The organism is Flavobacterium chungnamense, assembly GCF_039539165.1.
Taxonomy (GTDB): domain Bacteria; phylum Bacteroidota; class Bacteroidia; order Flavobacteriales; family Flavobacteriaceae; genus Flavobacterium; species Flavobacterium chungnamense.
The window spans coordinates 122129-138223 of sequence record NZ_BAABCS010000016.1; the positions used below are offsets into that span (position 1 = coordinate 122129).

The window sequence follows — 16095 nt, forward strand, 5'->3', positions numbered from 1 at the left end:
CAAACGTTCCACGTGGAACAATAAATAAATCGAGCATATAGTTGTCTCGAATCAAAATAAAATGTTTTTAGAAAAATACGATGTTATTGTTGTTGGTGCCGGTCATGCTGGTTGTGAAGCCGCTGCTGCTGCTGCCAATTTAGGCTGTTCAACCTTGTTGGTTACAATGAGTTTGCAAAACATTGCTCAAATGTCTTGCAATCCTGCTATGGGCGGAATTGCTAAAGGACAAATTGTTCGTGAAATTGATGCGCTTGGCGGTTATTCAGGAATTGTTTCTGACAAAACAGCTATCCAGTTTAAGATGCTTAATAAATCAAAAGGTCCAGCAATGTGGTCGCCAAGAGTTCAATCAGACCGAATGCGTTTTGCTGAAGAATGGCGATTAATGCTTGAGCGAACTCCTAATGTAGATTTTTATCAAGAAATGGTTTCGGGTTTGAGTATCAAAAACGGAAAAATTGAAGGAATAAAAACTTCTTTGGGAATTGAAATTAAAGCTAAAACAGTTGTTCTTACAAATGGTACTTTTCTAAATGGTTTGATTCATATAGGTGATAAACAGTTTGGAGGAGGAAGAGCTGGTGAAAGCGCTGCTTATGGAATAACAGAAGATTTATTAAAAGTAGGTTTTGAATCAGGAAGAATGAAAACCGGAACTCCACCAAGAGTTGATGGTCGTTCATTAGATTATTCAAAAATGCAAGAAGAAGCTGGAGATGTAAATCCAGATAAGTTTTCGTATTCAGATGAAACAAAACCACTAATACATCAAAGATCTTGTCACATGACGTATACTTCACTTGAAGTTCACGATATTTTGAGAGAAGGTTTTGATAGGTCACCAATGTTTAATGGAAGAATTAAATCACTCGGACCAAGATATTGTCCGTCTATTGAAGATAAAATTAATCGTTTTGCAGATAAAGAAAGACATCAACTTTTTGTCGAACCAGAAGGTTGGGATACGGTTGAAGTTTATGTAAATGGTTTTTCAACATCTTTACCAGAAGATGTTCAGTTTAAAGCATTACGTTCTGTTGCAGGTTTTGAAAAAGTAAAATTCTTTAGACCAGGATATGCCATAGAATATGATTATTTTCCACCAACACAATTGAAACACACTTTAGAAACCAAGTTAGTTAGTGGTTTATATTTTGCTGGTCAAATAAACGGAACAACTGGTTATGAAGAAGCAGCTTCTCAAGGAATGATGGCTGGTATTAACGCTGCTCTTAAAGTAAAAGATCAAGAACCAATGATTCTTAAAAGAGACGAAGCTTATATTGGCGTTTTAATAGATGATTTAATTACTAAAGGAACAGAAGAGCCTTACAGAATGTTTACTTCTCGCGCTGAGTTTAGAACACTTTTGAGGCAAGATAATGCGGATTCTCGTTTAACGCCAAAATCATTTGAGATTGGTTTGGCTTCAGAAAAAAGAATGCGTAGAATGGAAGAAAAGTTTGCGAAAAGTGATGCTATGGTAAATTTCTTTAAAGAAACTAGTGTAACTATAGAAGAAGCAAATCCTGTTTTAGAAGCTAAAGGAAGTTCGCCAATGATTCAATCGGATAAAATGTTTAAAGTTTTTTCTCGTCCACAAATAGATCTAGACGATTTCATAAAATTTGATAAAGTAAAGCAATATATTGAGGATAATAATTTAGATAAAGAAATTATCGAACAAGCAGAAATTAATGTTAAGTATTCAGGCTACATTGAAAAAGAAAGAAATAATGCCGATAAACTTACACGTTTGGAGGATATGAAAATTCCGGAGGATTTTGACTACAATAAAATAAAATCGATGTCAATTGAAGCACGACAAAAGTTAAGTAAAATTCGTCCTGTAACAATTTCACAAGCTTCAAGAATAAGCGGAGTTTCTCCAAGTGATATTTCAGTATTGCTAATTTACATGGGAAGATAATTCAAAACAAGATTAATAAAGTTTAGAACACGACGTAAAATAAATATTGAATTTTAACCTTCGTATTTTGTATTTCTAACTTTTAACTTAGAAATGTTCCACGTGAAACTAACTTTGTTAACACCTATAAATAAAGAGAATTTAATGAATATTGAAAAGACAAAACATTTTTTAAACGTAAAAGATCATTCGGTTTCAAAAGAAACTTTTAAATTGCTTTATGAAGAAGATTTGGATATGTTGATTACGCATCCACAACCTTCTTTAGAAAAACTTCCTAGTTATTATGAAAGTGTAGATTACATTTCTCACACTGATGGAAACAAATCGTTGTTTGAAAAAATGTATCAGTTTGTAAAAGGAATTGCTTTAAAAAATAAATTAAGGTTAATCAATACAGAATCTGCAAAAGGAAGAATTTTAGATATTGGAGCAGGAGTTGGTGATTTTTTATCGGTTTGTAAAAATGATGGTTGGGAAACAATTGGAATTGAACCAAGCGATAAAGCTAAAACAATTGCAATCAAAAAAGGAGTTTCATTCGTAGAACATCTTTCAGAATTAGAAAGTAATTCATTTGATGTAATCACAATGTGGCATGTATTAGAACACGTTCCTGATTTAGAAAACCAGATTAAAGAATTAAAAAGATTAATCAAACCAAACGGAACGATTATAATAGCTGTTCCAAATTTTAAATCATTTGATGCAAAACATTATGGAGTTTTTTGGGCTGCATACGATGTGCCAATTCATTTATGGCATTTTTCTAAAACAGCAATTAAAAAATTATTTGCTAAAGAAAATTTAGAATTAGTAAAAGTGCTTCCAATGAAGTTTGATAGTTTTTATGTTAGTCTTTTATCTGAAAAATATAAATCTGGAAAAATTAATTTCATCAAAGCATTTTTCGTTGGATTGAAGTCAAATTGGAAAGGAAGTCAAAATTCTGAGTATTCTTCGCATATTTATGTGATAAAAAACGCTAAAAACTAAAATAAACGCTAAATTTTAATCATTTTCAACACAACAATCACTTTGGTTGTCAAAAACGAGAAGGTTTCTTAAACTGCTTTATTTCGATTCGTTTTTAATAGAGGATTACTATTTAAGTTTATAAAACAATAACAAACACTTATATTGCTAAAATTCGCCCAATTTTATAACTTTTTATCTTTTACGACTAAAATTTTATACTTTTGGCAAATAGAAAAAAATAACACTTTTAAAATGAAAAAAATTATAGTATGTCTTGCAATGGCAGTTGCAATTGTATCATGTAACAAAACTACAGACGCAAAAGAATTTAAAACAGCTTATATCGATACCAATAAACTTTTGGATGAATCTACAGAGAAAAAAGATATTGAAGAAAAATACAAAGCTAAAGCTGATGTAATGGATTCAAGATTGAAAGTCGCTGCAGAAAAATTCCAAAGTGAAGCAGCTAGTTTCAAACAAAATGCAATGGCCAATGGTCAAGCTTGGGCTCAACAAAAAGGTGCAGAATTGCAACAAAGAGAACAAGAATTACAATATGCTCAACAAGGAATGTTGCAACAATTGCAAACAGAAAGCGGAAAGGAAATGGATTCTTTAGTAACTAAATACAAGAAAATTTTCAAAGAATACGGAAAAGACAAAGGATACGATTATGTTTTCGGAACAGGTGAAGCTGCTACCGTATTGTATGCTAAAGACAGTTACGATATCACTAAAGAATTAATCAAATTGGTTAATGATAAATACAAGTCTGAAGGCAAAAAAGAGGAAAAACCTGCAGATAAAAAAGAAGAAGCTAAGAAATAATTTTAGTTTTAAATTTTAGATAAACGCCTTTCAAAAGAAGGCGTTTTTTCTTTGTATATTGATTAACAAACTTTTATATTTGCTTTTTAAAATATAAGCCATGGAATTTGTATCAGCAGAAGCAAAATATGTTTTGCAATTTATTAACCAAACCAACCGTTCTGTATTCCTTACAGGAAAAGCAGGAACCGGAAAAACTACTCTTCTTAAAGAAATTATTAGAACCACTCACAAGAATTGTGTAGTTGTTGCACCCACAGGAATTGCCGCTTTAAATGCCGGTGGCGTAACAATTCATTCAATGTTTCAATTGCCTTTTGGTGGGTTTATTCCGGATAATTCTACACCACAATTTGCAGAAAATTCTAAGTTTGAAAGCCGATCTACACTTCGTAGACATTTCAAAATGAGCGGATTAAAAAAATCCGTAATAAAAAATATGGAATTGCTGATTATCGACGAAGTCAGTATGTTGCGTTCCGATTTATTGGATGCTATGGATTTTATGTTGCAATCGGTTCGAAAAAAAACGCAGCCTTTTGGAGGAGTTCAAGTACTTTTTATTGGTGATTTACTACAACTTCCACCTGTTATTCGCGATGATGAATGGAGAACTTTAAAACAATATTACAGAGGAAAATTCTTTTTTCATTCACATGTTATCGAACAAAATCCTCCTTTATATATTGAACTTTCGAAGATCTTTAGACAAACAGATGATCGTTTTATTTCGGTGCTTAATAATTTGAGAAACAATCGAATAACGCAAAACGACATCCAAATTTTAAATGAGTTTGTTAAACCAGATTTTGATTTAAAAGCAAATAAAGGTTACATAACACTTACAACACATAACGTAAAAGCAGATACAATAAATTCAGAATCTCTTCAAGATTTAGAAGGAAGATCAAAAATCTATTATGCCGAAATAACTGGTGATTTTCCAGATAAGATTTATCCAATTGAAGAAAAATTAGAGCTCAAAGTTGGAGCTCAAATCATGTTTATTAAAAATGATTTGTCTTTTGATAAGAAATTCTTTAATGGTAAAATGGGCTTCGTAAAATCTATTTCAGAAAAAGAAATAATGATTCATTTTCCAGATGAAAATAAAACCATTGAAGTTGAAAAATATGAATGGCAAAATATTAGATATTCAATAGACGAGAACACAAAAGAGGTTCAAGAAGAGGTTTTGGGTACATTTGTTCATTATCCAATTAAATTGGCATGGGCAATAACCGTTCATAAAAGTCAAGGACTAACTTTTGACAAAGCAGCGCTCGATGTTTCGCAAGTTTTTCTTCCAGGACAAGCGTATGTTGCACTTTCTCGTTTACGTTCTTTAAACGGTTTAATTTTACTTTCTCAGTTAAGAATGAACGGAATTTCTAACGATCAAGATGTAATGGATTATTCTTTGAATAAAGCATCAGAAGATCACTTAGAAAATGCTTTACAAAATGAAACTAAGAGCTTTATTCATAATTATTTAATAAACAGTTTTAATTGGACTGAACTTGCTCAAGAATGGCGTAATCATAAATTTAGTTACCTTGATAGTGATAAATCTGTAAAGTCTAAATCTGCCAATTGGTCTACGCAACAGTTAGAACTTTGTGATTCAATTATTGATCCGTCTAGGAAATTTATTTCTCAGTTAAATAAGTTGTTTTCACAAGAAAACACTGATTATCAATACATAAATGAAAGAATTCAAGCAGCTTACAGTTATTTTTTTGATAAATTAGACAAGCTAGAATATGAAATTTTATACAAAATTGAAGAAATAAAAAGAGTCAAACTAGTAAAACAATTTTATGATGAGTTGTTAGATCTGGAAGATTTACAAACCAAAGCTGTTTTGCGATTAATGAAAGCTAAATTGTTAATGGAAACGATTATGAATAGAAAGACCATTAGCAAAGAAAGTTTAAACTCAACAGAAATAAAGAATTACAAATTGAACAAAATTGAGAGAGTTGTTGAAGATTTCAAACGAAACAATCTTAATTTGATAGAAGATAAAGAAGGCGTTAGTTATTACGAGCCAAAGAAAAAGAAGTCAGAAAAAACGCCAAAAAAACCAACGTCTCAAATCACTTATGAACTTTGGGTAGAAAGAAATACAATAGAAGAAATTGCCAATTTGAGAAAGCTTACTGTTGCAACAATTTTATCACATTTTACAAAACTTATTCAAGATAAAGCCGTTAGCATCAACGATATTATGCCAGAAGATAAAATTGAAATTTTAACTAAAGCATTTTATGGTTACAAAGAAGAGTCATTAACACCAATGAAAGAACAATTAGGCGACGATTTTTCTTGGGAAGAATTAAGAATGTTTAAGGCGAGTTTGAATGTTTAACTCAACCAAAAAACGCCTAAAATAGCTATAACAAAGTAAATAGCTATCGTTCTAGCTCCATCGAAATCTTTTGCCAATCGTTGACCAAATAACATCATTAGTAGTGAGATACAAGAAAAAACGGCACCATAAAAACCAAACATTCTGCCACCATTAATGTAAAGTTCGATGATTCCTACAACACAAGAAATTCCTGCTATTAATTCGAAAAAAACTAAAACTCCAACAGCTTGAGGAACATAGTTTTTTAATATAGTTTTTTCAAAATGAGGTTTCATCCATGCCATATTATCATTCCAATGAAAAAGCTTATCGTGTGCCGACATTATGAAAGTTATAGTTAGAAAAACCAAAACCAAAACAGATGCAGTATTATTCATATATGTAAAATTTATTTTTTAGCGGTCATATATGGTATCGCCTTTTTATTTATTGGGGTTTGCTTGCGCAAACAAGTTATTAATGGCGATTTCATAGTTTATTTTTTGTGAATTAATCGAGTAAGTTTTATTGATAAATCAGTAAGAATTATTTTTGCGTTTCCATTGCGTTCAATGTGATACGATGCTTCTGATAGTTCTTTAAAAATTTCAGTAATATTGTTTCCAGTTACAAAAGGCGCAAAATTTTCTAGTTTAAATTTATCAACCGTTGGTTCCATGTAGACCAATTTTTCAGCTTGATAATTTAGCAATAATGCTTGGCGGAACATATCGATACAATAATTTAAAAATTTCTTTTGTGCTTCACGACCCAAACTTGCAATTTGTTCACTCCAGGTGATTAAATCCTGTATAGCAGCAGCATTTCCTTTTGCTCTAAATGCAGCACGAACCCAATCTACAAACCACTTTTCAAAAGGCAACTCGTCATTATCTTCTTTTAAGATGTGTAAAGCTTTGTTATAATTTCCTTGAGACTGGTGAGCAATCTTATTGGCTAATTTTTCATCAATATTTTCACGTGAAACCAAAGCTTTAGTTATAATACTTTCTGGCAAAGCATTAAAGTGTAATACTTGACAACGCGAACGAATAGTTTGAATTATATCTTCTTCGTTTTCAGAAATTAATATAAAAACTGTTTTATCTGTTGGTTCTTCAAGTAATTTTAAAAGTTTATTGGAAGCATCTAAATTCATTTTATCTGCCATCCAAATAATCATTATTTTGTAACCTCCTTCATGGGATTTCAATGCTAATGATTTTAATACTTCAGAAGCATCTTCAACACGAATCATTCCCTGTTTATTCTGAACTCCCAATATTTTGTACCAATCAAATAAGCCACCATAAACATTCTCAGCAATGAATTGACGCCATTCTTGAATAAAATCTAAACTTTTTGGTTTTGTTTTTACATCTTCAGTAGAAACAGTTGGATAAACAAAATGTAAATCAGGATGTTGTAAGTGATTGAATTTTAAATTACAAGCTTCATTCTGTCCAATATTTTCATTTTCAGAATTTTGGCAGACGATATATTGTGCATAAGCAATTGCCATTGCTAAAGTTCCACATCCTTCTTGACCAACAAATAGTTGTGCATGTGGAATTCTTCCAAGACTTGCACTTCTAATTAAGTGGTTTTTAATATGTTCTTGACCTAAAATTTCTGAAAACTGCATAAGCAAAGATAATAAAAATTAGCATTTATTTTGTTAATAACTTTATAAAAAAAGTAAGAAAAAACGTTCAAAATATTAGAAAACAGCAGGAAACACCCTCTAAAAACATTAAAAAACAGCATTTAGTCGTTGAAAAAACACATTTTGTCGATATTTATTATAATTTTGAATTGTTAATAACCATTGTTTTAAATGTTTTAAAGACCCCAATCTAAAAAACTTAGAATTATGAATGCTAAAATTACTCTTCGAAAAATAGTTTTGCTAACTATGCTATTGGTTTGCGCAACCAATTTTGCTCAACTTTCGGTTCCGTTTAAAATTCGTTACCAAGGATTTGTTAAAGGTGATATGACTATAATTGCCAATAACATCGTAAACAGAGTTGACTTTACAAGTGGGCCAAACGAGCCATACTATAATCTTACTTCGTATGCCAAATTGAATGATGAATTTGATATGGCTTATATTGATATTGATGAAGATGAATCTACTTTTTCTTCAAGTAGCGCAGAGTTATATCTTGATAATTCAAACAGAAAAAAAATTGTCTATGCAGGATTATATTGGTCTGCAACCTATCGTTACAATACAGGAATTCAAAAATCAGAAAAAAAGTTTGTTCCAACAGATGCTTCGAGAGGAACTTTTTCTAGTGTAAAATTAAAGTTACCTAATAATGAGAAATACATAGATATTTCAGGTCAAGTACTATTTGATGGTGCTGGCAAAAATGAGTTTGATGAAATTGCTCCCTACGCAGTTTACGCTGATATTACAGATTATTTAAAAGCATTATCAAATGCTTCTGGTGTTTATTCAGTTGCTAATGTGAAAGCAACTCAAGGGATAATCGAAGGTGGTGTTTCAGCAGGATGGACTATTTTTGTTGTCTATGAGGACCAAAATATGAGTGGAAAATTTGTAACAAGCTATGATGGTTTCGCGGGTGTTACAGACAAGTCAACAGATATTGTATTTAATGGATTTCAAACTTTACCTGAAGGAAATGTTAGAGCTAAAATTGCCTGTGCTACTTTAGAAGGCGATAATAATCTCTTGGGAGATCAATTACTTTTTAGTTCTAACGAAAGTAAATTTTTTACACCATTAAGCACAAATATTAGAAAAGACAACAACTTTTTTAATAGCTCTATTACGATAGAAAATCAGAATTTCATTAATAGATATCCTGATAGTAAAAATACACTAGGTTACGACACTTGTCTGTTTACAATACCAAATCTGAATAATACAATAATAGGAAATAATATAAAAGAAGCTACTTTAAGACTTAAATCAAATGGTGATAGATGTTTTATGTTTTTTACAGCGTTTGGAGTAGAAGTAACGCCATCAACTGACGAAATTATTTATGCTGCAACTGATGATAAACCATTAAAAGTCGCTTCAAAAAACAATCTATTAAAATTTATACCAGCCAATAAAGATTTTTTAATCGAAGATTATAGAACAAGTTCATCTATTAACAGAAATAGAAAAAACACTTTTATCGATAGTAAAAATAACATTATTGAGGTTCAAACGGCATCAATTTCATCAGTAACTTCGGGTTATTATATAATAGCTAATATTTTCAAATCAGAGCAAAGCGCAATAGAATTCGTAACTTTTCTAAAATCAAAAGATATTGAAGCAGACTTTTTTACTAATATTTTAAACAATTATCGATATGTTTATCTAAAGAAGAACAATGATTTAAATGAAATAGTAGATTTATATCTTTCAAAACTAGACGATACATACGAAGATAGAATTCAGATTTTAGCAATCAACAAAAACAACAATGATTTGATAGCCGATGCAAGTAAAAAAGAGTTGCCTAGCAAACAAGTAGTTACAATAAAAGAATCAAACAAAAAAGAACTTTTTGATGTTCAGATTGTTTCAATACCAAATGAACCAAGAGGATATTATATTGTTGCCAATGTGTTTTCAGTTTCAGAAAATTCGGTTAACTTTTTCAATTCACTAAAAGCAAAAGGATTGACGCCCAAAGTGTTAATTAACCCAATGAATAACTATAAATATGTTTATTTAAAAAAGGTTGAAAATGAACAAGAAGCGCAAGCATTGTATTTATCTAAAATAAATAATACTTATCAAGGTAAACTTTGGATTTTATCAGTAAACAATAACAACTCTTTAATTACAGACAATGACGATTAATATACTTATATACGGAATCTACAAATCAGTTATAGAAAAGAAAAATATGTTTCCAAAAATTATTCAAGAAATTGAATTTAAATCAAGTATTTTTGGACGTGAAGGAGTAAAAATACACTCAGTACGTGACGAAGAAACAGATAGTGAGTAGACTTGATATTTCTCATTTTTAATAAAAAACAAAATACTTATATTTGCAGATTAATATCAATTAATACTGCAATTCAAATGAAAACCTTAAAAGATTTCAATTTCAAAGATAAAAAAGCTTTAATCAGAGTAGATTTTAATGTTCCGTTAGACGAAAATTTTAATGTTACAGATACCAATAGAATTGAAGCCGCAAAGCCAACAATTGATAAAATTCTTGCGGACGGCGGAAGTGTAATTCTAATGTCTCACTTAGGAAGACCAAAAGGAAAAGAAGAAAAATATTCTTTAAAACATATCGTTAAAACAGTCTCAGAAGTTCTTGGAACAAATATTGAATTTGCTTCAGATTGCAGAGGAGAAGTTGCTTTTAATGCTGCCGAAAATTTAAAACCAGGTCAAGTCTTACTACTAGAAAATTTACGTTTTTATCCAGAAGAAGAAGCTGGAGATATTGATTTTGCTAGAGAACTTTCTCAGCTTGGAGATATTTATGTAAATGATGCTTTTGGAACTGCTCACAGAGCTCATGCCTCTACAACAATTGTTGCACAATTTTTCCCAAGTCAAAAATGTTTCGGATTGCTTTTGGCAAAAGAAATAGATAGTTTGAATAGAGTTTTAAATAATTCTGTCAAACCAGTTACCGCTATTCTTGGCGGCTCTAAAGTTTCTTCTAAAATCACAGTTATTGAAAATATTTTAGATAAGGTAGACCACATGATTATTGGTGGTGGAATGACTTTTACATTCATCAAGGCCTTGGGAGGAAAAGTTGGAGATTCTATTTGTGAAGACGATAAATTAGATTTAGCCTTAGAAATTTTACATAAAGCTAAATTAAAGAATGTTCACATTCATATTCCTGTAGATGTTGTTGCTGCCAACGCTTTTTCAAATGATGCAGAAACACAAATTGTTGATGTTCGTGAAATTCCTGACGGATGGCAAGGACTTGATGCTGGACCAAAATCTTTAGAAAATTTCAAAAAAATTATAATGGATTCAAAAACAATTCTTTGGAATGGTCCATTAGGTGTTTTTGAAATGGAAAAATTTGCTCACGGAACCATTACTCTAGGTGAGTATATTGCAGAATCTACTGCTAATGGCGCCTTTTCACTTGTTGGTGGCGGTGACTCAGTTTCTGCTGTAAAACAGTTTGGATTAGAAGATAAAATGAGCTACGTTTCAACTGGTGGTGGTGCTATGTTAGAGATGCTCGAAGGAAAAGTTTTACCAGGTATTCAAGCCATTTTAGACTAAAAAATCACTTTAACAATAATTAAACACATTGTTGCGTTATAGTTAGTAACTTTGCATTTAGGCATAAAATGCTGATTAACAAATTTTTGAGAATAAAAAATATGATTATAAAAAATAAATTAACAACGTTTCTTTTGGTTGCTTCTTCAGTTGTTTTCGGACAAGAAGTTGCAACACAACAAGATTCGATTGTAAAAAAAGAGACCAAAATGTCCTACCTAGATTCAATCAAAGCTACTTTCGTTAATGACGAAATGGCTTCATGTATTGATAGTCTTTGGATGAAAGAATTAACCTCTTTAGACGTTTACAGCACTCTTCTAGAAGATATAAAAAACATTGATATCGATAAACCTGTTGATTATGAATTGCCAACAGAATTATTGAAAGAACGTTTAAAGATATTAGACGAAAAATCACCTTTCAATATTGAGTACAATATTGGTTTAGAAAATGTTATCAAATCTTTCTTAAAAAATAGAAAAAAAGGATTTGAACGTTTGATGGGAATATCTCAGTTTTATTTTCCAATTTTTGAAGAAGCTTTAGCGGTTCAAAACATCCCATTAGAAATTAAATATCTTGCAGTTGTCGAATCTGCTTTAAATCCGAGAGCGGTTTCTAGAGTTGGCGCAACAGGTTTGTGGCAATTTATGTATCAAACAGGAAAACAATATGGTTTGAACATTACTTCCTATGTTGATGAAAGAAGCGATCCTTTAAGAGCAAGTCAAGCGGCAACACAATACATGACCAATATGTATAAAATTTTTGGTGATTGGGATTTAGTTTTAGCGTCTTACAATTCTGGTCCTGGAAATGTTGCTAAAGCCATTCGACGTTCAGGAGGTCAACAAAATTATTGGAACATTAGAAAAAACCTTCCAAAAGAAACTCAAGGATACCTTCCGGCTTTTTTAGCAACAATGTATATTTTTGAATATCATAAAGAGCATGGAATAGTTCCAAATAAAGCAGTCGCTAATCATTTTGCAACTGACACAATTATGATTAAAAACCACATGACTTTCAAGCAAATTTCAGATTTGTTAGATGTTCCAGTTGCTGAAATCCAGTTTTTCAATCCTTCGTTTAAGAGAAATGAAATTCCAGCAATTTCTGGTGAAAAAAACTTCTTGAGATTACCAAAAGATAAGATTGCAATTTTTGCTTCCAATGAAGATAAGGTTTATGCATACGTAAAATATCAAGCAGATAAAAGAGAACGTCCTTATGAGCGTCTAGCATCTGTAAAACAAAATGACTCTACTAATGTTGCTTTTGCCGAGAGAGAATTTGTAACTCGAACAAAATATCATAAAGTAAGGAAAGGTGATAATCTTAGTGAAATAGCAGATAAATATCAAGTTTCAATTGGTGATATCAAAAAGTGGAATAGATTGAAGAGTAATAAGGCTCCATTAGGAAGAAATCTTAAGATTGTCTCTACAGAAAGAATAGCTTACAAAGACAAAAAAGATTCAAAAGCCGATTCAGTTATAACCAAATTGCCTAAAGTAATTTCTAATGAAAACGCTAGTATTGCTTCAAATGAAGTAAAAGCTGAAAAAGTTTTCAAGACAGAAAAAGTGGTAACTTACAAAGATGTTACTAAATATCATAAAGTTAAAAAAGGTGATGTACTTGGTGAAATTGCCGATAAATATGAAGTTTCTGTTGCAGACATTAAGAAATGGAACAAAATAAAAGGAAGCAATATTGGACTTGGAGATAACCTAAAAATCATTAAAAACGAGAAAGTAGTTACAACCGTTAAGAAAGAAGTTAAACAGCCTTTTGCATCTAAAAAAGAAGAAATAGCATTAGTTGAACCAAAAACTTTTAAAGCAAAAAAAGAAGAAAAAGTTGACACAACTTCAAAATCTGAAAACTATTATGTTGTAGCTAAAGGTGATAATTTGACTGCTATTGCTAAGAAAAACAATGTAACAGTTCAAAACATTAAAGAATGGAACAATTTAATTGATACCAATGTAAAAGTAGGAACGCAATTAATTATTTCAGGTGAAAGTTTAGCAGAAGCTAAAGAGGAATTAATTTCTAAAGGAGAACTAAAAAACATTGAACACGTAGTTGGTAAAGGTGAATATCTTGGAACTATTGCTAGAAAATATAATACAACAGTTAATGATTTATTAGACTTAAATTCGCTTTCAGATACAAATATCAAAGAAGGTGACAAACTAATAGTTGGTAAAGAAGAAATCGCTTCAATAGCTGATAAAAAAGCTAAGAAAAACGATTATGCAGCCAATCAGAAGAAAGCTAAAGAGAAAATGTACCAAGTAAGAAAAGGAGATTCTTTATTTAGTATTTCTCAAAAATTCCCTGGAGTTACCATTTCAGACATTAAAAAATGGAATAATATCAAAGGCGAAAGTATCCAACCTGGAATGAAATTAAAAATTAACGGATAATACAAAAATCTTACATAAATTTGGGCTTTATTTCTAATCATGAATAAAGCCCTTTTTTTATTTTCTATTGTAGTTATTTTTCTAACTTCTTGCGATTCTAAAGAAGTTAAGAACACAAGTGAAACTTCCCGAAAAACTAACGAAGTTGCCGTTATTATTGACGACCAACTTTGGAATGGAGAAATAGGCGATAGCGTGAGAAATAAATTTGCCTCTCCAGTTGTAGGTTTGCCTCAAGAAGAACCCATTTTTACTTTGAATCAATATCCAGTAAAACTACTAGAAGGTTTTATGAGCAATAGTAGAAATATTATTGTAGTTAAAAAAGAGGCTAAAAGTCAGTTTAGAATTGAAAATAATGAATATGCTAATCCTCAAGTAGTTGTTCATGTTTCAGGCAAAACGGTTCAAGAGATTTTAGATACCATTCAAGCAAATGATTCGCTTATTATAAGCAGAATAAAAACTTCTGAAATTAAGGTTTTTCAAGACAGAATAAAAAAAGATTCGGTTTTAGATTTTAAAAAAGTTGCCGAAAAATTCAACATCAAGATTAACATTCCTTCTAAATACCGAATGGTAATGCATGGAAAAAGGTTTATTTGGTTTAAAAAAGACATTACAAGTGGCAACATGAGTTTGGTTTTTTATCAAGTACCACTTAATAGTATTAAAGATAACAGTAAAGCTGTCAACAGAATAATTCAAATTCGCGATTCAATTGGCAGAATATACATTCATGGAGCTGTTCCAAAAACCAGAATGATTACAGAACCAGCATTTTCACCTTATTTTTCTAAAACCAAAATTTTCAATAAAGAAACATTTGAAACTAAAGGAAATTGGGAATTACTTCACGAATCAATGAATGGACCATTCATCAATTATGCTATTATTGACAAAACCAACAACAGAATTTTAATAATTGAAGGATTTTGCTACGCACCATCAAAACAAAAAAGAGATTTAATGTTTGAATTGGAATCCATTATTAAATCGGTGCAGTTTTTAAAAAAGAAATAAAATGGCAGAAAACATTCAGTGGAAAATAAAGCGATTTAACGAGCTTTCTCTTCAAGAACTATATTCTTTGTTGCAACTCCGCTCTCTTGTCTTTGTAGTGGAGCAAAATTGCGTTTATCAAGACATTGATGGCAAAGATGAAAAAGCATTACACTTACTTGGCGAGTTAGAAGGCAAAATTGTAGCCTACGCAAGATTGTTTAAAGCTGGAGACTATTTCGATAATGCTTCCATCGGAAGAGTTATTGTTCATCCAGAAGCGCGCGATAAAAAGTTTGGACACGAAATGATGCAACAAGCAATTGAAGGGATAGAAACTTATTTTGAGGAAACCAAAATAACTATTTCAGCTCAACTTTATTTGAAGAAATTCTACGAAAGCCATGATTTTGTTCAAACAAGTGAAATGTATCTAGAAGACGATATTCCGCATATTGAAATGAAAAGAGAGTATTAAACCTTTGTAATTAAAATTTCCACACGCTTATTATCAGATTCAATTCCACCAGGAATAGGATATTTTCTTCCGTAACCCATGTGTGTCATTCTGCTTGTCGAGATTCCTTTTTCAATTAAATAGTCATATATCTTTTGTGCTCTAGTATGAGATAAGTTATTTTTACCAGAAAATCGGTCATGAGCATCGCTGTGAGCACTTCCTATGCAACAAACATGACCTTGAATTTCGATAGTTGTGTTGGGATTTTCATTTAGATAAGTTACAATTTTTTCCAGCTCGATTATTGCTTCTTCTGGATTTTCAAAAATCGTTAGACTACCTTTAAAAAGTAGATTTTTGATAATGATTTTATCACCAACAACTAATTTATCTGAAAAAGTTTTGTAATTTTTGTAACGCTTTTCAGAGTCTTTGTTTGATAAAATATTTTCTTCAGAACTTTTAGAGAAAGTAATTTTTAGAATAGCTTTTCTATTGTTTTTTCTTGATTCATCAACAGAAGAATTCATCAAAGGAAGTTCACCTTTGCCAAGAATAGAGTTGCAATTCAGATTAAATTCTTTTTTTAAAAAATTTTCAACAGATTGCGCTCTATTAGTTGATAAAATTAAGTTGTTTTCATCAGAACCAACATCATCACAAAAACCTTCAATTGAAATAGATGAAATGACTAAAGTTTCATCAGAAAAAAAAGCACTTAAAGTTCCTTCAGCTTCAGAAGATAAAGCAAATTCGTTTGAATTAAATAAAACTACAATTGATTTTTGTTCTTCTTGTGAATATAGAATGGAACAACAAAAAAGTAACAACAAATAAATTCGGTTCATA

13 protein-coding genes are annotated in these 16095 nt (G+C 30.8%); 10 read left to right on the forward strand and 3 right to left on the reverse strand.

The window, feature by feature from the left end; all coding sequences use genetic code 11:
- Positions 1-61 precede the first annotated feature (61 nt).
- The 4 genes from mnmG (at position 62) to ABD771_RS08600 (ending at position 6113) form a co-directional block, all read left to right on the forward strand.
- Entirely contained in the window at positions 62-1933 is a 1872-nt protein-coding gene (gene mnmG, locus ABD771_RS08585) for a tRNA uridine-5-carboxymethylaminomethyl(34) synthesis enzyme MnmG (RefSeq protein WP_345093545.1), read from the forward strand.
- 144 nt (positions 1934-2077) lie between these two features.
- Positions 2078-2929, forward strand: a complete 852-nt coding sequence (locus ABD771_RS08590) for a class I SAM-dependent methyltransferase (protein WP_345093548.1) — start codon at positions 2078-2080, stop codon at positions 2927-2929.
- Between the two features lie 234 nt (positions 2930-3163).
- On the forward strand, positions 3164-3742 hold the full coding sequence (locus ABD771_RS08595; RefSeq protein WP_345093551.1) for an OmpH/Skp family outer membrane protein: 579 nt from the start codon (positions 3164-3166) through the stop codon (positions 3740-3742).
- Positions 3743-3842: 100 nt separating this feature from the next.
- A complete protein-coding gene (locus ABD771_RS08600) occupies positions 3843-6113 on the forward strand; it encodes a helix-turn-helix domain-containing protein (RefSeq protein ID WP_345093555.1) in 2271 nt (756 codons plus the stop codon).
- On the opposite strand, the gene ABD771_RS08605 is transcribed toward ABD771_RS08600, so the two are convergent.
- Together ABD771_RS08605 and ABD771_RS08610 are read right to left on the reverse strand one after the other, a co-directional pair.
- The gene (locus ABD771_RS08605) at positions 6110-6493 is read right to left on the reverse strand and encodes a DoxX family protein (RefSeq protein ID WP_345093559.1); all 384 of its coding nucleotides are present in this window, start codon (positions 6491-6493) and stop codon (positions 6110-6112) included. The genes ABD771_RS08600 and ABD771_RS08605 overlap by 4 nt on opposite strands.
- Positions 6494-6591: 98 nt before the next feature.
- Positions 6592-7740 carry a DNA polymerase III subunit gene (locus tag ABD771_RS08610; RefSeq protein ID WP_345093562.1) on the reverse strand — a complete coding sequence of 383 codons (1149 nt, stop codon included), beginning with the start codon at positions 7738-7740 and terminating at the stop codon, positions 6592-6594.
- A 228-nt stretch (positions 7741-7968) separates the two neighbouring features.
- On the opposite strand from ABD771_RS08610, the gene ABD771_RS08615 reads away from it, so the two are divergent.
- The 6 genes from ABD771_RS08615 (at position 7969) to ABD771_RS08640 (ending at position 15264) form a co-directional block, all read left to right on the forward strand.
- Positions 7969-9930: a hypothetical protein gene (locus ABD771_RS08615; RefSeq protein WP_345093565.1), complete on the forward strand. Its 1962-nt coding sequence runs from the start codon at positions 7969-7971 to the stop codon at positions 9928-9930.
- Positions 9920-10081, forward strand: a complete 162-nt coding sequence (locus ABD771_RS08620) for a hypothetical protein (RefSeq protein WP_345093569.1) — start codon at positions 9920-9922, stop codon at positions 10079-10081. The genes ABD771_RS08615 and ABD771_RS08620 overlap by 11 nt, the downstream gene beginning before the upstream one ends.
- 77 nt (positions 10082-10158) lie before the next feature.
- The gene (locus ABD771_RS08625) at positions 10159-11346 is read left to right on the forward strand and encodes a phosphoglycerate kinase (protein ID WP_345093572.1); all 1188 of its coding nucleotides are present in this window, start codon (positions 10159-10161) and stop codon (positions 11344-11346) included.
- Positions 11347-11447: 101 nt separating this feature from the next.
- Positions 11448-13784 carry a LysM peptidoglycan-binding domain-containing protein gene (locus tag ABD771_RS08630; protein WP_345093576.1) on the forward strand — a complete coding sequence of 779 codons (2337 nt, stop codon included), beginning with the start codon at positions 11448-11450 and terminating at the stop codon, positions 13782-13784.
- Between the two features lie 39 nt (positions 13785-13823).
- Complete coding sequence (locus tag ABD771_RS08635) at positions 13824-14807, forward strand: DUF4837 family protein (RefSeq protein ID WP_345093579.1); 984 nt, start codon at positions 13824-13826, stop codon at positions 14805-14807.
- A 1-nt stretch (position 14808) separates the two neighbouring features.
- On the forward strand, positions 14809-15264 hold the full coding sequence (locus tag ABD771_RS08640) for a GNAT family N-acetyltransferase (protein ID WP_345093582.1): 456 nt from the start codon (positions 14809-14811) through the stop codon (positions 15262-15264).
- On the opposite strand, the gene ABD771_RS08645 is transcribed toward ABD771_RS08640, so the two are convergent.
- Positions 15261-16094 carry an OmpA family protein gene (locus ABD771_RS08645; protein ID WP_345093584.1) on the reverse strand — a complete coding sequence of 278 codons (834 nt, stop codon included), beginning with the start codon at positions 16092-16094 and terminating at the stop codon, positions 15261-15263. The two genes, ABD771_RS08640 and ABD771_RS08645, sit on opposite strands and share 4 nt — an antisense overlap.
- Position 16095 lies beyond the last annotated feature (1 nt).